This is a genomic window from Acetoanaerobium noterae (assembly GCF_900168025.1).
Taxonomy (GTDB): Bacteria; Bacillota; Clostridia; order Peptostreptococcales; family Filifactoraceae; genus Acetoanaerobium; species Acetoanaerobium noterae.
In genome coordinates this window covers 34,367-53,483 of record NZ_FUYN01000003.1, presented here as the reverse complement: position 1 = coordinate 53,483, position 19,117 = coordinate 34,367, and the positions used below count along the sequence as shown (strand labels likewise).

At 33.4% G+C, this 19,117-nt stretch carries 18 protein-coding genes; 10 read left to right on the top strand and 8 right to left on the bottom strand.

All coding sequences use genetic code 11. The annotated features are described in order from the left end of the window. Positions 1-19 precede the first annotated feature (19 nt). Genes B5X47_RS06490 through B5X47_RS06480 form a run of 3 tightly spaced genes read right to left on the bottom strand, consistent with a single transcriptional unit; the run spans position 20 to position 4,142 of the window. Positions 20-1,753: an NADH-dependent [FeFe] hydrogenase, group A6 gene (locus tag B5X47_RS06490; protein ID WP_079589379.1), complete on the bottom strand. Its 1,734-nt coding sequence runs from the start codon at positions 1,751-1,753 to the stop codon at positions 20-22. A 17-nt stretch (positions 1,754-1,770) separates the two neighbouring features. Next, entirely contained in the window at positions 1,771-3,648 is a 1,878-nt protein-coding gene (gene nuoF / locus B5X47_RS06485) for an NADH-quinone oxidoreductase subunit NuoF (protein WP_079589378.1), read from the bottom strand. 14 nt (positions 3,649-3,662) lie between these two features. Further along, positions 3,663-4,142: an NADH-quinone oxidoreductase subunit NuoE family protein gene (locus B5X47_RS06480; protein WP_079589377.1), complete on the bottom strand. Its 480-nt coding sequence runs from the start codon at positions 4,140-4,142 to the stop codon at positions 3,663-3,665. A gap of 703 nt (positions 4,143-4,845) precedes the next feature. Here B5X47_RS06480 and B5X47_RS06475 point away from each other — a divergent pair. The 3 genes from B5X47_RS06475 to B5X47_RS06465 all read left to right on the top strand — a co-directional run bounded on the left by B5X47_RS06475 (position 4,846) and on the right by B5X47_RS06465 (position 7,654). Further along, the gene (locus B5X47_RS06475) at positions 4,846-6,018 is read left to right on the top strand and encodes an NAD(P)/FAD-dependent oxidoreductase (RefSeq protein ID WP_079589376.1); all 1,173 of its coding nucleotides are present in this window, start codon (positions 4,846-4,848) and stop codon (positions 6,016-6,018) included. A 95-nt stretch (positions 6,019-6,113) separates the two neighbouring features. Next, positions 6,114-6,983: a class I SAM-dependent methyltransferase gene (locus B5X47_RS06470; protein WP_079589375.1), complete on the top strand. Its 870-nt coding sequence runs from the start codon at positions 6,114-6,116 to the stop codon at positions 6,981-6,983. Beyond that, complete coding sequence (locus tag B5X47_RS06465; RefSeq protein ID WP_079589374.1) at positions 6,971-7,654, top strand: RluA family pseudouridine synthase; 684 nt, start codon at positions 6,971-6,973, stop codon at positions 7,652-7,654. The genes B5X47_RS06470 and B5X47_RS06465 overlap by 13 nt, the downstream gene beginning before the upstream one ends. Before the next feature lie 23 nt (positions 7,655-7,677). Here B5X47_RS06465 and B5X47_RS06460 read toward each other — a convergent pair whose 3' ends face one another. After that, positions 7,678-8,565 (bottom strand): TMEM165/GDT1 family protein, encoded by an 888-nt coding sequence (locus B5X47_RS06460; protein ID WP_079589373.1) that lies wholly within the window; start codon positions 8,563-8,565, stop codon positions 7,678-7,680. Positions 8,566-8,776: 211 nt separating this feature from the next. Between B5X47_RS06460 and B5X47_RS06455 the strand changes: the two genes are divergently transcribed. From B5X47_RS06455 to B5X47_RS06445, 3 genes are all read left to right on the top strand, one after another. Next, entirely contained in the window at positions 8,777-9,583 is an 807-nt protein-coding gene (locus tag B5X47_RS06455) for a peptide arginase family protein (RefSeq protein ID WP_079589372.1), read from the top strand. Between the two features lie 368 nt (positions 9,584-9,951). Further along, entirely contained in the window at positions 9,952-10,770 is an 819-nt protein-coding gene (locus B5X47_RS06450; RefSeq protein WP_079589371.1) for an undecaprenyl-diphosphate phosphatase, read from the top strand. 12 nt (positions 10,771-10,782) lie between these two features. Further along, entirely contained in the window at positions 10,783-11,733 is a 951-nt protein-coding gene (locus B5X47_RS06445; RefSeq protein WP_079589370.1) for a tRNA modification radical SAM protein MnmL/YtqA, read from the top strand. A 114-nt stretch (positions 11,734-11,847) separates the two neighbouring features. Here B5X47_RS06445 and B5X47_RS06440 read toward each other — a convergent pair whose 3' ends face one another. Together B5X47_RS06440 and B5X47_RS06435 are read right to left on the bottom strand one after the other, a co-directional pair. Continuing rightward, positions 11,848-12,093, bottom strand: a complete 246-nt coding sequence (locus B5X47_RS06440) for a hypothetical protein (protein ID WP_013361135.1) — start codon at positions 12,091-12,093, stop codon at positions 11,848-11,850. Between the two features lie 17 nt (positions 12,094-12,110). Continuing rightward, positions 12,111-12,899: a transglutaminase domain-containing protein gene (locus B5X47_RS06435; protein WP_079589369.1), complete on the bottom strand. Its 789-nt coding sequence runs from the start codon at positions 12,897-12,899 to the stop codon at positions 12,111-12,113. Positions 12,900-13,016: 117 nt separating this feature from the next. On the opposite strand from B5X47_RS06435, the gene B5X47_RS06430 reads away from it, so the two are divergent. The 4 genes from B5X47_RS06430 (at position 13,017) to B5X47_RS06415 (ending at position 16,731) form a co-directional block, all read left to right on the top strand. Then, positions 13,017-13,919 (top strand): MBL fold metallo-hydrolase, encoded by a 903-nt coding sequence (locus B5X47_RS06430; protein WP_079589368.1) that lies wholly within the window; start codon positions 13,017-13,019, stop codon positions 13,917-13,919. Positions 13,920-13,940: 21 nt separating this feature from the next. Continuing rightward, positions 13,941-14,735, top strand: coding sequence for a GTP diphosphokinase (locus B5X47_RS06425; RefSeq protein WP_013361138.1), 795 nt, complete (start codon positions 13,941-13,943; stop codon positions 14,733-14,735). A 26-nt stretch (positions 14,736-14,761) separates the two neighbouring features. Then, positions 14,762-15,445, top strand: coding sequence for a metallophosphoesterase (locus tag B5X47_RS06420; protein WP_079589367.1), 684 nt, complete (start codon positions 14,762-14,764; stop codon positions 15,443-15,445). A gap of 65 nt (positions 15,446-15,510) precedes the next feature. Continuing rightward, positions 15,511-16,731, top strand: coding sequence for a 6-phosphofructokinase (locus tag B5X47_RS06415; protein ID WP_079589366.1), 1,221 nt, complete (start codon positions 15,511-15,513; stop codon positions 16,729-16,731). An 84-nt stretch (positions 16,732-16,815) separates the two neighbouring features. On the opposite strand, the gene B5X47_RS06410 is transcribed toward B5X47_RS06415, so the two are convergent. Continuing rightward, on the bottom strand, positions 16,816-17,736 hold the full coding sequence (locus B5X47_RS06410; protein WP_079589365.1) for a pseudouridine-5'-phosphate glycosidase: 921 nt from the start codon (positions 17,734-17,736) through the stop codon (positions 16,816-16,818). 109 nt (positions 17,737-17,845) lie between these two features. After that, positions 17,846-19,084: an L-lactate MFS transporter gene (locus B5X47_RS06405; RefSeq protein ID WP_079589364.1), complete on the bottom strand. Its 1,239-nt coding sequence runs from the start codon at positions 19,082-19,084 to the stop codon at positions 17,846-17,848. Positions 19,085-19,117 lie beyond the last annotated feature (33 nt).

The window sequence follows — 19,117 nt, the reverse complement described above, 5'->3', positions numbered from 1 at the left end:
TTAACTGTGGGGAAGGGACTTACATTTTTTGTCTTGCAGTGTATTTTGTGTGAAGTAATTCATGAGCTTTATGGCCATATGGCTCACCTAAGAAATCAGCATAAAGCTGTTTTATCATTGGGTTCTCATGAGATTTTCTAATAGTTTTTGCTCTATCTTCAGAGTAAATACCTTCAATTCTTCTTGAAAGAATTGATAAGTCTCCATGGTGATATGGCTGTCCGCCACCACCGATACATCCACCAGGGCAAGCCATGATTTCTATAGCGTGGTATTCAGCTTCACCTGCACGGATTTTTTCAAGTAAAGCTCTCGCATTACCAAGTCCATGAGTAACAGCAATTTTGATATCTTGACCATTGATATTTACTGTAGCTTCTTTAGTTCCATCAAGACCTCTAAGTGCTTCGAATTCAACGTTTTCAAGAGTTTCTTTTGTTAACCACTCATAAGCAGTTCTAAGAGCAGCCTCGATAACTCCACCAGTAGTTCCGAATATTACAGATGCTCCGGTTGATTCTCCTAGAGGATTATCAAAGTCTTGGTCTTCTAATTCATTAAAGTTTATACCAGCTTCTTTAATCATTTGAGCAAGCTCTCTAGTAGTAATTACTATATCAACATCTTTAGTTCCACCATGACCAAGCTCTGGTCTAGCAGACTCGTATTTTTTAGCTACGCAAGGCATTACAGATACAACAATCATATCCTCTGGCTTAACATCAAGCTTCTCAGCTAAATAAGTTTTAGCAACAGCTCCAAACATTTCGTGAGGAGATTTACAGCTTGATGGGATATCTAACATATCGCTGAACTGATGCTCAAAGAATTTAACCCATCCTGGACAGCAGCTTGTAAGTATTGGAAGCTTGCCACCATGCTCTAATCTATGAACAAACTCAGATGCTTCTTCCATTATAGTAAGGTCAGCAGCAAAGTCTGTGTCAAATACTTTATCAAATCCAAGTGTTCTAAGTGCAGCAGCCATTTTGCCAGTAACTACAGTTCCAGGCTCCATACCAAACTCTTCACCTAGAGCAACTCTAACAGCTGGAGCTGTTTGAACTACAACATATTTCTTACTATTGATAGCGTTCCATACTTTAGAAACGTTATTTACTTCAGTAAGAGCAGCTGTAGGACATACTGCTAGACATTGTCCGCAGAATGTACATGTAGTTTCATGAATAGGTAAATCAAATGCAGTACCTACTACAGTATCAAAACCTCTTCCAACTGCAGATAATACGTTAACTGTTTGAACATTGTTACATACAGTTTCACATCTTCTGCAAAGTACGCATTTATCCATATTTCTAACTATAGAATAACTGCTTCTATCAATTGGGTACTCAGACATTTTGCCTTCGTATTTGATTTCTCTTATACCTAAATCAGCAGCAAGAGATTGAAGCTCACAATCAGTGTTCTTTTCACAAATTAGACAATCCTTTGGATGATCTGATAATAAAAGCTCAACAACTGTTCTTCTAGCTCTGATTGCTTTTTGAGTATCTGTTTTTATTTTCATTCCTTCAAATACTGGAGTAGCACAAGCTGGAGCAAGATTTCTTCTTCCTTCAACTTCAACCACGCACACACGACAAGATGCAGCTTGGTTTACCATCTTTATGTCATGAAGATCAAGGTGACATAAAGTAGGTATTTTGATATTTAGTTCTTTAGCGGCTTCAAGTATTGTAGAACCTGCAGGAACCTGTATATCTTTTCCATTTATATTAACATTCACCATACCGTAATCACCCCTTCTTAACCTTTAGTAATAGCATTTACAGGACAAGCATCAAAACAAGCACCACATTTAATACATTGATTTTGATCAATTACATGCTTTTCCTTCACTTTTCCACTAATACATGATACTGGACAAACCTTAGCACACTTAGTACATCCGATACATTTTTCTTCAGTAATCATATATTTTAGAAGAGACTGACAAGCTCCAGCAGGACAAGCTTTATCTTGAACGTGAGCTATATATTCATCTTCGAAGAAATTTAATGTAGATAATACAGGGTTTGGAGCAGTTTGTCCAAGACCGCAAAGTGAAGTATCTTTTATAGTTTGAGCAAGCTCTCTCATAGCATCAAGATCTTCCATAGTTCCTTTGCCTTCAGAAATCTTAGTAAGCATTTCATGAAGTCGCTTGTTACCTACACGACATGGAGTACATTTTCCGCATGATTCCTCTACAGTAAACTCTAAATAGAATTTAGCTATATCAACCATACAGTTATCTTCGTCCATAACAATCATACCGCCTGAACCCATCATAGAGCCAATAGCTCCTAATGATTCATAATCTATTTTTACATCTAATTGGTCTTTAGTAATACATCCACCTGATGGACCTCCTGTTTGAACAGCCTTAAATTCTTTGCCGTCCTTGATTCCGCCACCTATTTCATAGATGATTTCTCTAAGAGTAATTCCCATAGGAACTTCAACTAGACCAACGTTGTTAATTTTACCAGCAAGTGCAAAAACTTTAGTTCCTTTTGATGTTTCACTTCCGATTGCGTTAAACCAAGAAGCTCCTTCTAAAAGGATTGCAGGAACGTTTGCAAGAGTCTCAACGTTATTAACGCATGTAGGCTTGTCCCAAAGACCGCTTTCAGCAGGGAATGGAGGTTTTGTAGTTGGCTCTCCACGTTGTCCTTCTATAGAATGGATAAGAGCAGTTTCCTCTCCACATACGAAAGCTCCTGCGCCATACTTGATTTCAATATCAAAAGAGAAGCTTGTTCCCATTATATTGTCTCCAAGTAGTCCGTGCTCTCTAGCTTCGTTTATAGCATGACGAAGTCTCTTGATAGCAAGAGGATACTCAGCACGAATATAAACGAATCCTTTTGATGCTCCAACAGCATAACCAGCTACAGCCATAGCTTCGATTATACTATGAGGGTCACCTTCAAGAATAGAACGGTCCATAAATGCACCAGGGTCTCCCTCGTCAGCATTACATACTATATATTTAATATCTGATACAGGCTTTTTCGTGAATTCCCACTTAAGACCAGTAGAAAAACCTCCGCCGCCTCTTCCTCTTAGGCCAGATAGTTTTATTTCATCAATTACATCTTGAGGTGTTTTTTCAGAAATACATCTTCCTATTGCCTCATAACCTCTACAAGCAATATACTCAGAGATTAGTTCTGGGTTAATAAGACCGCAGTTTCTAAGAGCAATACGTTTTTGCTTTTTATAAAAAGACATCTCGTGTTGAGTGTTTACTTTTTCGTGTGAATCAGGATCTTGATATAGTAGTCTATGTACTCTGTTTCCATCAACAAGATGAGTTTTAACTAACTCAGCTGCATCTTCAGGAGCTACTTGTACATAAAACACATCATCTGGGAATACTTTTACAATTGGTCCTTGCTCACAAAAACCAAAACATCCTGTAATATGAGCGTTTACCTTGTCAGATAAACCTGCTTTTGCTATTTCTGCGTTAAGATTATCGATTAGTTTTTGACTTTGAGAGGACATACATCCAGTTCCACCGCACACTAGGATTTCTCTGTACTCTGTATTTTGAATGTTATCTGTTCTTAGCTTTAAATTTGGCTTGTACTCAGCTTGTAAATCTAGTAGAGCCTTAAAAGATTCAATTTTATTCATGTTAGTCCTCCTTCCTAATCAGCATATTTTGCAAGTATTTTTGGAATATCGTCCACAGTTACTTTTCCATAAACTTCGTCGTTTACCATAATAACAGGGGCTAAACCACAGGCTCCAACACATCTAAGCGCCTCTATTGAATACATTTTGTTTTCAGTAGTCTCGCCTGGCTTGATGCATAGAACTTTTTCAAGCTCTCTAAGTAGAGAATCAGCTTTTCTAACAAAGCATGCCGTACCCATACATACGTTAATTACGTATTTACCTTTTGGTTCTGTAGTAAAGTAAGAATAAAAGCTAACAACACCGAATACTTTAGAAGCTGGGACTCCTAATTTTTCACCTATAAATAGTTGAACTTCCTTTGGAATAAATCCAAAGAGGTTTTGAGCCTTATGAAGAACTTCGATAAGAGCAGTTTCTTTATTCTCCACATTAGCAATATAATCTGCTAACTGATCATAAAGCTCCTTGTTTAAAGTGGTTTCTTGCATATTATCCCTCCTTGCTAAATATTAGACAATCTTTACCCATAATATAACAGAATTTAAAAAAAAGAAAAATAGTATTTGCAATAATGGTTAAATATTCACAAAACGCTGAATATCAATGAATATTTTTTAGGTTTTCTTGAATAAATTTACTCAAATATTCAAGAAAACGATTATCAAATGAATGAAATATTCAACTACGCCCCTTTTCTTTGATAAATTAACTACTTACGATATTTTTATCGTTAAGCCTTTATTCATAGTTAGAAATTATCACCCTCCTATATTGTAGTAATGAGCAAAATTAAGAAAAACCTATTTTTTTTGTAAAGATAACGTTTCCAGAGTGCTTTAGTGGGAATTAAACTTACAAAATTAAAAAAAACTTATTTTTAAATTTGTAAAATCTGGATAAAAATATTATATCAAAAAAATCAAAATAAAACTAATAAATATTCATAATATTCTCAATTGAATAACAATTAATTTATTTATTAACAAAATTTCAATATTAAAGAAAGAAGTAATTATAAGCGTGTTTTAAATCTTATTATCCAATTGTTTTATTTGAGTGTTTTAAAGCGTTTTTAATGATATAATTAGATAAGAAATAGAGATGATTTCTTAAATTAAAATGATATTTATAAATAAATAATAATTTATTTATTCAATTAGTTAATTTTATATCAAATCAGGAGGGGATTTTATGAAAATAGTAATTATCGGAAGTAGCGCCGCAGCGATATCGGCAGCGGAAACATTGAGAAAGTTGAATCCAGATATAAAAATCACAATGATTAGTAGCGATGATAGACTTCCTTATTATAGACCGATGTTGTCCCATATGATTGGTGAAAGTGAATATCCAGCTAATTTTTATTTGAAGACTAAAGAATATTTTCAAGAAAAAAATATTTCTATAATTCTAAACACCAAAGTAATCGGAATAGATAAAGATAAAAAAATCGTGACAACAGAAAATAATGCTAACTATGAATACGACAAGCTAATTTTATGTACTGGAAGTAATAATTTTGTTCCTCCTTTAGAAGGAACAGATAAAAAAGGTGTATACACAATCAAATATGCTAGCGATATAGAAAATATAAATAAAAATCTTGATAAAGTAAAAAAAGCAGTCATTATTGGAGGAGGACTTTTAGGGATTGAAGCAGCTTGGAGCTTACTTCATAAAAATATTGATGTAAGCATTGTAGAATTTAGTGATAGGCTGATGCCAAGACAGCTCGATGTCAAAGCATCGAAATTAGTTTTAGAATCTGCAACTAAATCTGGTATAAAGTTTTATCTTGGAGAATCCTCTAAAGCTATTTTAGGAGAAGAAACTGTAACGGGAGTTGAACTAAGTAGCAAAAAAATTCTAGATGCAGATATGGTTATTATTTCTGTGGGAGTAAGAGCAAATTTAGACCTTCCAAAAGGATGTAAGATAGATTGTGATAGAGGTATAATGGTAACGAAAAATCTTAAAACCTGTGATGAAGATATCTATGCAGCGGGAGATAATGTACAAATTGGAAATAGCACATATGGAATTTGGCCAGCAGCTATGCAGATGGGAAAAATCGCTGCTGCCAATGTACTTGGCGATAATAAAGAATTTGAGGGCTTTATTCCTGCTACTATATTAAAAGGACTAGAAATAGGAGTTTATTCTGCAGGAGACATAGAGGACAAAGAAGGAAGAACTTATGAAATTGTTGAAGACTCTAATAATTATAAAAAATTAGTTTTTGAAAATGATATTTTGGTAGGGGGATTATTAATAGGAGAAACTAAATTATCATCGAAAATTTATAGTGCTTTAACTCAGAAAAAAACTAAAAGCCAAATTATCGACGAAAATTGGTTTGTTTAATGTTTATTTTTTCTTTATTAAATGATTTTCAGATGCTATACTGTTTTAGGATTAAAGCTAATTATTAAGAAACTTAAATTATAGGATGTGAAGCAATGCTTATTTTAGCAGATGATTGGAAAGATTATGAGATTATTGATGCTGGCAACGGCGAAAAGTTAGAAAGATGGAAAAATATAGTGCTTAGAAGACCTGACCCTCAGGCTATATGGCCAGCTGATACAGATAACGTAAAGTGGAAAGATGTCCATGGACATTATCATAGAAGTAGCAAAGGTGGAGGAACCTGGGAGTTTAAAAAGAAAATTCCTGAAAGATGGACTATATCTTATAAGGGACTATCTTTTTATATAAAGCCTACAGGTTTTAAACATACAGGACTGTTTCCTGAGCAGGCAGCTAATTGGAGCTGGATGATGGATAAAATTTCAAAAGCAAATAGACCTATAAAGGTTCTTAATTTATTTGCATATACTGGAGGAGCAACCTGCGCTGCTTCTTATGCTGGAGCAGAGGAAGTATGCCATGTAGATGCATCAAAAGGAATGGTTGCTTGGGCTAAAGAAAATGCAGAGCTTAGTGGTTTATCGAACAATAAAATTAGATATATAGTAGATGATTGCTTTAAGTTTGTACAAAGAGAAATAAGAAGAGGTAATAAATACGATGCTGTAATAATGGATCCTCCTTCGTATGGAAGAGGGCCAAATGGAGAGATTTGGAAATTTGAAGAGGAGCTTACGAAGCTACTAAAGCTTACATCCCAGGTGCTAAGTGATGAACCGCTATTTTTATTATTAAATTCTTACACAACAGGATTATCTCCAACAGCTATAGAAAATATGCTGAAGCTTATAATTGTAAAGGACAAGCAGGGAAGTGTATCGAGTGGAGAAATAGGCTTGCCAGTGAAAAAAGAAGATTTAATTCTACCTTGTGGAATATATGGAAGATGGGAGAAATAAAAGTGACTCCTGAAGTAATATATGAAGACAACCATATTATAGTAGTAGTAAAACCCTTTGGAATGCCCTCGCAAGAGGATGATTCAAAGGATTTGGATATGCTCAGCTGGGTCAAGGCATATGTAAAAGAAAAATACAATAAGCCAGGAGAGGTATTTATAGGACTGGTTCATAGGCTAGATAGAGTGTCAGGAGGTCTAATGGTCTTCGCTAGAACCTCTAAGGCTGCATCTAGGTTATCAGATCAAATAAGAAAAAAACAAATTGAAAAGAAGTATACTTTAGTTGCAGAAGGAAGTCTTGAGAAAAAGTCGGGCTTTATGGAAGATTTTCTTGTAAAGGACAAATCAAATAACAAAGTAAAAGCATTTAAAAATGAAGTCAAGGATTCTAAAGATGCAAAGCTCAGCTATGAGGTTATGGATGAGAGACAAGGACTTAGCTTGGTTTCAGTTGACCTTATCACAGGAAGGTCACATCAGATAAGAGTGCAGTTTTCGACTAGAGGGTGCCCTTTATATGGAGATTTAAAATATGGCTCTTCTAATCCTCAAAAAAAATCCATAGCTTTATGGTCATATTATTTGAGCTTTGAGCATCCTACTAAAAAAGAAAAGCTCGAATTCAAAATTGAGTTACCAGACCATAAGCCATGGGATATATTTAAATAGTCGTAATTTCTTTGACTCTATATTTAGATTTTAGTGTGAAATATTTTTTCTAAATCGGTGGCTTTTTTAGGAGCCACCTTTTTCATGGATTCAAAGTATAAAATTATATCTCCTATATAAGGAAGGTCTTGACCTACGTATTTTTGAGTTAACTCTCTTATCTGCATAGCTGTGATACAGTTTGTATCATGGATATCACAATGTCTGCATTTGGCTATAAGTTCAGCAAGCTTTTTCTCATAATATATATTGTGATTTTTGGAATTCATTTTTAAAATAATACCAATAGATAGTGCAAGTATAAAGCTAAATAGAGTTATGTATGTAGGGGTGAAATATATTTTATCTACTGATGAGTATAGCCCTGATAAACCAAAGCCTAAGAATATAATTGAAGCAAGGACCTTCATTGTGACTTCTGGAATTCTTTTTCCGAGTACTTTCCCTACTAGTATACCGATTAAACTTACGGCAATCATTCCTGAGGTAGTTCCAAGAAGTGTTAGAAACGGATAAGCTGATTTAGCACCTAGAGTCATTGCTGTAAGCTGAGTTTTATCACCAAGCTCGCCTATGAAAAAAGCACTTGCTACAGTTAAAATAGGAGTTTTGAAAGAAAAAGAAGCCTCGTCCTCCTCGTCCTCATCTTCATATTCTAGTTTTAGAGACCAAAGCCCAAAAATAATAAACATAATGGCCGCCACAACTTTAATTAAATCTAGAGAAACATAGTTACTTATGAAGCTTGCAAAAACTATTGCAAGGCCGTGATTTAAAAATGCTCCAAGAAAAACCCCTATAAGAACTTGCTTTATTTTATATTTAGTTGAAAATGCAAGAGCTAGAAGCTGAGTTTTATCTCCCATTTCAGCTAGAAATATAAGTAAAAAAGATGATATAATTGTTCCCATGATTTTACCCCCACTAAAAATTCAATAATATTTTAATAAACTAAAAACAAATCATAGTTTAAAAATACGATAAAAATAGAACGGCTAGTTTTTAAAAAAATATTATAACTCATTCTTTTTCTAATATCAATTGATATTGTGTAGTAGGGATATTAATTAAAATTAAATTTAGTAAAATTTTTCTTTGCTAATAAAACGAAAGGCGATAGCTATGAGCTTCCATTATAAGAAACCTTTTAAGTTAAAAAGTAAAATAGGAAATAATAAATTCTCATTCGATAAAAGAGAGCTTTATAAAGAAATCGGCATTTCATCTTTAAAAGAATCGAGCGAAATTCATATAAATGAATCAAATACTGTAGCTTTTGCTGAGATGGATAACGATAAGGAAGTGGGCTTTAAAGGAATAGATCCCTTTATAGTAAAAACTCATAAGAATAAAAAAATCTACGTATTTGACAATCATAACCACGCATTTTTCTTTATATATAAAGAAATTTTTGAAAATCAAATTCCCTTTGGACTTGATATGATTCATATTGATCAGCATAAGGATACGAGAACACCAGATGTAGATTTTTCTGAAGTGAAAAATTGGCAGGCTGATATAAGAGATTTTTTTTATGAAATTAATTATCTAAGCAAAGAAGATAAAGATTACGAGCTAACTTTGTTAGATGCTGCATTTTATTATACAAATGCTGTGTTAAATGTGGGGAATTTTATTAAGCCACTTCAAAAGGAAAGCTTGATTGAGAGCTTATTTATAGTGGATTCAACATATTCTTTGGATAATATTGAAAAACAAGCAGTACATAGTAAGGGGTATATTTTAGATATTGATTTGGATTTTTTCAGCGAGGATATGGAGTACATTGACAGGAAAAGAAAAATAGAAGTGATTAATAACCTTGCTAAAAAGGCAGCACTTATTACTATATGCACTAGTCCTTTTTTTATAGATTTTGAGAAAGCTAAACAAGCTTTAGAAGAACTGGTTTTATTTGCAGATTTATAAAAACTTGTAAAACCATTATATAAACTAAAAGCTAATAAGTGATGCTAAAAATCTATAAGTGGTTGTAGAAATTTAAAGCTATTTGTAAATATATTATGTAAATGTTTAAATAGACTTAAAAATTAAGTTTATAAATTAGTATTGCATTGTTACTATATGTATGATAATATATTAACATAACAAAGCCATGAAGGCTACAGAGGATGAATCCTCGTAGTCCATGGCTTTTTTGTTTATCTCCATAGCATAAATTGAGATAAAACCCCAAACCCCACTAACAGAACCTATGCTCAAGGTTCTGTTTTAGTTTTTGAAAAAACATGCTATTATATCATAGTACTAAACATAATAACTAGGAGGATTTTTGGATGTTAGACATAATAAGAGTATTAATTTTGAGTATAGTAGAAGGGGTGACTGAGTTTCTACCAGTTAGTAGCACTGGCCACCTTATTTTAGTAAATGAATTTGTTTCCCTAAAGCCACAGTCTTTCTCAAATAGCTTCAATGTTATTATCCAGCTTGGGGCTATTCTATCGGTAGTTGTGTTGTATTTTGAAAAACTAAACCCTTTTAGTTCAAATAAATCTAAACAGCAAAAAAAGAATACAATAGATTTATGGTTAAAAGTAATAGTAGGAGTTATTCCAGCTGGAATATTAGGATTCTTATTCGACGACTTCATAGATAAATATCTGTTTGGACCTGTAACAGTTACAATAGCGCTTTTTGTTTGGGGAATAATAATAGTTTGGATTGAAAATAAGAATAAAAAAATATCTATTGATTCTGTTTATAAAATTACATATAAAACTGCTCTTTTAATTGGACTTGTTCAGTGCTTAGCAATGATTCCAGGTACATCAAGATCAGCTGCAACAATTATAGGAGCTATGCTTCTTGGGTGTTCAAGAGGAGCGGCAGCGGAATTTTCTTTTTTCCTAGCCATTCCTACTATGTTCGGGGCTACTCTTTTAAAGCTTGCGAAAATGTTTTTGGGAGGCACAATTTTTACCGCATGGCAGTGGTTTTTACTGTTTCTAGGCTGTGTTTTCTCTTTTATAGTAGCTCTTCTGGTTATAAAGTTATTTTTAAACTATGTTCAAAAGCATAATTTTAAGGTTTTTGGATATTATAGAATAGCGCTCTCTAGTATTTTGCTAGTATACTTCTTTTTTATAAAATAGTAGGAGAATTAAATGTCTAATAATAAATTGTATAAGGTTTATTCGGAGTACTTAAAAGAAAAGTACAAAGAAAAGGTTTATAGGATACCTATAAATCTTCCAGTAACTTGTCCAAATAGAGATGGATGCGTTGCAAAAGATGGTTGTAGCTTTTGCTCAGAAAAAGCTGCAGGATTTGAAGCCCTATCGAATAAAATATCTGTTAAAGACCAGCTTGAGAAAAATATTGACTATATAGGGCCTAGATATAAGGCTAAAAAATATATAGCGTATTTTCAAAATTTCACTAACACTTATCTGCCACCGGCTGTCTTTGAAGCCTATTTAAAAGAAGCTATAAGAGAAGATGTAGTTGAAATTTCAGTATCTACTAGACCGGATTCATTGGATGAGAGATATTTAGATATTCTTAAAATGATAAAAGATGCACAAGACATTGAAATAACAATAGAGCTTGGGCTTCAAAGCATAAATCATAAGACCTTAAAAAGCATAAACAGAGGTCATACCTTGGCAGAATTTATTGAAGCGGCTAATCTTGTAAAAAGCTATGGCTTTGAGCTAGTAGTACACATGATACTAAATATTCCGTATGATGACGAGGAAGATATAATTGAGGGAGCAAAGATACTTTCTGCGCTTAAGGTAGATGCAGTAAAGCTTCATTCCTTATATCTTATTAAAAACACTCCAATGGCAGATTTAGTCGAGTCAGGGAAACTAGAGATATGCTCAATGGATGATTATATAAAAAGAACTTCGCTTTTTCTTGCTTATCTTTCTCCAGATATTGTAATTCACAGGCTTTTAGGAAGAGCTCCAAAAGAAGATACGATTTTTTGTAATTATTCTACCTCATGGTGGAAGCTTAAAGATATGATTGAAGCCTATATGATAGCAAATGATTTATACCAAGGGTGTTATTTTGACTATCTAGGAGGAAAAGCTGTAAGACACCTTTAGAATTATAATAGAAAAGAGTAATCCAATTAAATTTCATTATTGGGCTACTCTTTTATTTTTTAGGAATAAATTATCAGTAAGTGAGGTTGGTCTATATTAATACTGATTAGAGCCTTATGGAATAAATTTTTCACCTAGATATTTTTTGATATCCTCAGTTGAAGAATCTGGAGTAACCAAAACCTCTCTCCCGGTCTCTTCAAAAATTATTAGGACTTCGCAATCTCTTGCTTTAAAAAATTTTTTAACGGTTTCTTCAAGAACCTTCCTTACTTTTATTACATCTTTTTTCTTTTTTTCATATTCTTTAGTAAAATAACTCCCTTTTAAGGTGATTATTTTTATATATCTGGTTGTCATAATTCCTCCTAATTGATTTATTTAGCTAATGGAAATAGAGTCTGATCCCAGGTGTGGGTTTTTGCCATTTGAGTACTTGTAAGCATAAAGAAATCATAGCTTACATAATTTAATGGTTTCTTAAATGAGCCACTGTAAACTGGATCGTTCCAAGTGACATCTAAATGATACCATAAATTGTTTAGCTTAACTAGATTCCACATGTGGTCTTCATTAGCAGCCACTCCACTTATAATTTTTGCATCTATTCCTGCGTAACTAAGCATTTTATAAGTTAGAAATGAATAGCCTTCACACAGTGATGATTTGTTAAATACTGCATGATATGCAGAATTTTTTTCATAACTAAGGTCATATTCAACATGCTTAACTATAGTATCATTTACAAATTTAATTATCTCAAGATTACTAGGACTTAGTGCTAAAAAAGGATCCATAGTGGTTTTTATCCATTCATTAACTTTTGTATTTTCATCTGGAGTCATGCGATAATCCAAGTTTAAAACTAAATTGGCAGATTTTCCAGTTACACTTCCATCCATAGTAATAGAATAGATGTCCATATTGCTTTGATAAAAAATTATGTTCGTAATATGATTGAAAATTTTCTGTGCTTGACTATCGCTAAAGTTTTTTAAATTTAAATTGATATTTTCTTTTCTGCTTATTGCATCTTGGATAAGTTCTAGGCGAAATTGTTCACTTTGTAGTAGATTGTTGGCATCGTAAGCAGTCGCACTAAGGGCGAAGGTATTGGCAGGCATGAGTAAAAAGATAACCATGAAGATGAGGAGAGATTTTTTCATTTCAATCCTCCTTTCTAATAATAATCAACAAGAGAAAATGTTGTGTTTTTCTGATATAATATATAAGGTTACTATATATTATACCAAAATTAACAGATTTTAAAACGAGGGAATACTATGGAGATTACAAAAATTAATGGGAAAAGCGGATTCGTAAAGGGTGGGACTACCACAGGGATATATACTTTTAAGGATAAATCTGTACTTATTATAGATCCAGGGCTATCGTCTGCAAGAGGAAATAGACTAAGTCAGATGCTAGAAGACAGCTCTCTTAGAGCTAGATACTGTATCACAACCCACGAGCATCTAGATCATTTTGAAGCATATAGTAGTATTAAAAGTCATTTTACTGGATGCAGTTTTTTCTGCTCTGAAAACACAAAAAAATTTCTTCAAAGTCCTAAATTTTTTACTACATATATTTATGGAGCAAATCCACATAAAAAATTACTAGGAAATACAAAAGCCAGTATTTTTGATTTTGATATAGAAGATACAATAAAACAAGGACAGTTTAAGCTTTCTGATATAAAATTTCAAGCATATGAGCTTAATGGGCATAGTAATGGAGATATAGGAATTCTATCGCCTGATAAGGTTCTTTACGTTGGGGATGCATTATTTGACTATCATATAATGAAAAAATATGATTTTCCTTTTATATTTGATGTAGAAAAATATTTAAAAAGCCTTGAGCTGATAGATGAGATTGATTTTGATTATTGTGTTATAGGACACAGCAAATCCATTTATAACAAGGATGAAATAACGGATATTGTAAGCAAAAATAAAGATAATGTTAACAGGTACGTGAATGAAATATATAATCTGTTAGAACAACCATATACTAGAGAAGAACTACTTAGTAAGATAATAAGTGATAATGACTTGAAGCTAGATTATAAAGAATATCATTATTACTATTCCACACTCGGCTCCATGTTAACCTTGTTAATTGACAATGATCAAATTCAATACGAGGTTGAAAATGGTTTAGTGTATTACTACAAACTTTAATATTGTGAAGGGGACGATATTATGGAACTTAATCAATGGAAAACTGTTCTTATTCCTTATCAGTACGCTGTAGAGGAACTAAAAGTAAAATTCAAAAATATTCGCAAAGAGCTAATAGACAATGGCGAATATTCTCCTATTGAGTTCGTTACGGGAAGAGTAAAAAAAATATCATCAATTATAGATAAAGCCAAGCGCTTAGATATTGACTTAAGCGAAGTAGATGACAAAATTGAAGATATAGCTGGGATAAGAATAATGTGCCAGTTTGTAGAGGATATATATACTGTGGTTTCTTATATAAGAAGCCGTAAGGATATGGATGTGCTTTATGAAAAGGATTATATTAAAAACGACAAGTCAAGCGGCTATAGAAGCTACCATGTAATAATAAAATACCCAATTCAAACTGTATCAGGAGTAGTTGATATCCTAGCAGAAATTCAAATAAGAACTCTATCTATGAACTTTTGGGCTACTATTGAGCATTCTTTGAAGTATAAGTATAACCACTATATTCCTTCCGATATAGCACAAAGACTAAGAAAAGCTGCTGATGCCGCTTTTAATTTAGACCAAGAGATGAGTGTGATTAGAGAAGAAATAATGAGAGCTCAGGTAATGTTTGAAATGAAATCAGTAACGGTAAAGGATATCATATACAGCATTCAGGAGCTTCAAAAAATGGGTCTTACTGATGAAGCCAAGGATTTTCAGCGCAGATTTGATGCGGTAAGCACTGTATCTGAGATGGACGATATAATAATGCTTAGAAATGAGCTTAATAAACGTATTTATGAACTAAAAAAATCGTAAAAATAAAGTATGATTAAGGAGAATTAATGAAAATATATGCTATAGGAGATCTTCATCTCTCAAGTAATTCAAACAAGCCTATGGACATATTCGGATGGCATAATCACAAAGAAAGAATATTTGAGGATTGGAAGGCTAGGGTAAAACCAGAAGACTTAGTGCTTTTGGTAGGGGACACCTCATGGGCAATTCATTTAGATGAAGCAAAACAAGATTTGCAAGAAATTGCTGAGCTTCCAGGTACAAAAGTATTGATTAAAGGAAACCACGACTACTGGTGGAGTACTTTAAGCAAAATGAATAAATTATATGATAATATGTTTTTCCTTCATAACAACGTATATGTATTTGGAGACTACGTTATCTGCGGAACAAGAGGCTGGCTTTGTCCAAATGAAACAAAGTTTACAGAAGAAGATTTAAAGGTATATGAAAGAGAAGCTATGAGATTTAAAAATTCTCTAGATAAAGCAAAAACTACAGGTGCAAAAACTATTATAGCCATGCTTCATTATCCACCTACAAATGAGCTGTTTGAGAATTCGCTGTTTACAGCTCTAATTAATGAGTATAATGTTGATAAAGTGGTCTATGGTCATCTTCATGGCAATGATTTTTTTAAAACTGGACTTCAAGGTAGAGTAAACAATGTCGAATATTCTTTGGTGTCATGTGACTACTTGGATTTTAAACTCAAGGAATTAATTTAGTCTTTATTTTGTATCACTTAGCTCTTATTTTAACTTATCTTTGATAATGGTTAGGGGGATTATGTATGGTACTAAAAGGCAAGGTTGTCATAGCTCAAGGTGGAGGACCCACAGCTGTAATTAATCAATCTTTAGTTGGTGCAGCTTTAGAGTCTAGAAAATTTCCTCAGGTTGAGAGAGTTTATGGAGCGGTTCATGGTGTTAGAGGTATAATTAATGAAGATTTTCTTGATCTTACTCAAGAAACGACTCATAATTTGGAATGCGTTGCGAATACACCATCTTCAGCGCTATTTTCTACAAGAGATAAGCCCGATGAAAAATATTGCAAAGAGATATTTGAGGTATTAAAGGCTCATGATGTGAGATATTTCTTTTATATTGGAGGAAATGATTCTGCATCAACTGTGAATATAGTTAATGAAAATGCAAAAAAATCCTCATATGAGTTTAGAGCTATACATATTCCTAAAACCATAGACAATGATCTTTTAGTAAATGACCACACTCCAGGATATGGTTCTGCTGCAAAGTTTGTTTCTCAAGCTTTCAATGGAGTTGATTTAGACAATAGAGCACTTCCTGGTGTATATATAGGAGTAGTTATGGGACGAGATGCAGGTTTTTTAACTGCAGCTTCTGCCATTGCTCAGAAATTTCCTGACGATGGTCCTCACCTTATATACTTGCCAGAGGTTCCGTTTGATAAAGAGAAATTTTTAGGAGATGTAAGAGAAGTATATAGAAAATACGGAAGATGCGTTGTTGCAGTATCAGAAGGTATAAAAAATGAAGATGGCGTTCCTGTTGCAAAAGACTTAATGAGCAAAATTGAATACGATGCCCATGGTAATATAGTGCTTTCCTCTACAGGAGCATTAGGTGAAAAGCTAGCTAGCTATGTTAAAGAGAATTTAGGAATAAGCAGAGTCAGATCAGATACTTTTGGATATTTGCAAAGGTCCTTCATGGGATGTGTTTCAGAAGTGGATCAGCATGAAGCTAGAGAAGTGGGAGAAAAAGCTGCGCAGTTCGCTCTTTGGCATAATATGGATGGTTCCATTACTATACACAGAACTGGAGATTATTCTGTAGATTACAGGCTTACTAGCTTAGACAAGGTAGCAAAATATACAAAATCAATGCCAGAACATTTTATAAATAAAGAAGGAAATCATGTAACAGAGGCTTTTAAAAATTATCTAAGGCCACTTATAGGTCAAGATCCATTTACAGCTCATATGCTTAGAGCTCCTAAAGTAGATAAAATTCTTAAAAATATATAATAGTATTATAAATTATAGAAATTATAAACTCCATCTAAGACCTTAGCTAAAAAAGCTAAATGGACTTGATGGAGTTTTTTTAAATTATTCCTTGTATAAATTTGTCAATTCGTCACTTATAATGCATGAGAGTCTAGCGTTGTTTTTTAGAATTTCACCTATATACTGCATAGTTTTACCTTTTGTGTAACTGTCTATTTCCTCTATCATATACGAAGTAAAGTCTTTTCTATCTATATGTGACTGCCTTGCTTTTTCTAGCGCCATTTTCACATAGCTTTCCATAGTTTCTCTATCAATAACGCATGCAGGAGGAACAGGATTAGCAACTATTACTCCACCTTTTATTCCCAGGTTCCATTTTGTATCAATCAAGCTAGCAATTTCTTTAGGGTGGTCTATCCTATACTCCACCTTGAGGCGGTCGTCTAATACATAAAAAGCTGGAAAAATATCTGTAGTATATCCCACAACGGGTACTCCGTATGTTTTTAGATATTCCAAAGTCAAAGGGATATCGAAAATGTAGTTTACTCCAGAGCAAACTACAGCTACATTTGTAGATGAGAGCTCTTGTAAATCGGATGATATATCAAAGTTTTCAACTGCACCTCTATGAACTCCACCAATAGCAGCTGTTGACAGAACTCTTATTCCGGCAAGCTTGGAAATAAAAAGAGCTGCAGCTGAAGTAAGTGTCCCAGAAAGCTTTTGAGATATAAAATAGGAAATATCTCTTGTTGATATTTTAGGCGCGTGATCCATGCTGAGTAGATATGCTATTTCAGATGAAGTAAGACCTGCGATTAGCTTTCCATCAATAATTCCTAAAGTTGCAGGGTAGGCTCCACTGCTTTTAATTATATCTTCAATCTCCATTGCTAAATTTAAGCTCTGCGGATAAGGAACAACCTTTGATATACTATTTAATTCTAAACCCACTACAGGCTTATTTGAGCGGATTATCTTTTCTAAGTTTTTTTCTATAAAAAGGTATTTATTCATAAAAAAACCCCCTTAACATGTCAATTTTCATTTAAGTTAGCGGCATATTAGTTATTATACCTTTAAACTGTGAATGAAAACAAAACAAAAATGCTAAGAGGGATATTTTTTAAGCTGCTTGATTTATTCTTTTTGAATCTTGAGGATTTTTTGTTATTAGGGATATTCCTATTGCAAATATAAGTAGTCCAGCAGATATAAGGTATGCAAGATTGTATGAACCTGTGCTATCAACTATGACAGCTGCCATAATAGGTCCGATGGTTCCACTTATACCCCATGCTGTATATAAAACGCCATAATTTCCACCAAAGTTTTTTACTCCATAAAAATCTGCAGTAAGAGATGGGAAAAGACTGAGTAGTGAACCATAGCCTATACCTGCTAACATAGTTCCTATAGTAATTCCGATTGGATTTACATAACTAGCAAATAACAACATATTTATTCCCTGTATAGCAAGAACTAAAGTAAGCGTACGTATACGACCGATTTTATCAGAAAGAAGGCCTGCACCTATACGACCTAGGGCATTGAATATAGCAAGCAATCCAACTAAAAAGAATCCTTTATCCCATGAAGCCTGCTCTAAAGAAATGGCTGCTAGATTTCCTATTATCATTAGACCAGCTGATGATGACAGGGCAAACATTATCCATAAAAAATAAAATTCTTTAGTTTTAATTATACCCCTCCAATCAAAATCAGCTACTGGTTTTGATTTAGGAGAGTTTGAGTTTTTCATATTTTTTGGTTCTTCAGGAACATAACCCTCAGGAGGATTTTTAATTAGCTGAGCTATTCCAGTTCCAACAATTAATATAAAAATACCCAGTATTAAAAAAGTTCTTGAGATGCCAAACGATGAAATTAGAGCTGTGGTAATAGGAGCTATGTAAAGAGAAGCAAGACCCATACCACTTACAACTATTCCAGTAACCATACCTTTTTTTGCTGGGTGAAACCATTTTAGCGCTGGAGGAGTTACTGAAGCGTAAGCAAAGCCTATTCCACCTCCAGTTATTATTCCATATGACAATACTATTATTGCAGGATTTGTTGTAAAACTTGATAAAATAAGACCTAGAGCTGTAAAGATAGTTCCAAGTATAACGATTTTCTTTGGACCATATTTATCTTGAAGCTTTCCTGCAACAAGAAGAGTAAGAGCCCATACTAAAATAGCAACTGTGTAAGGAAGTGAAGCTTCGCTGTTTGACCAATTCAAATCAGCAACTAGTGATTTTTTTATAACGCTCCAAGAATATAAAACGCCGATAGTTAGATTTACGCCAAGACCAGCTAATAATACTGTCCAAGCCTGTTTTGCCAAACTTTTGTTTTCCATCAAACGACCTCCATATAATATCAAAAAATAAAT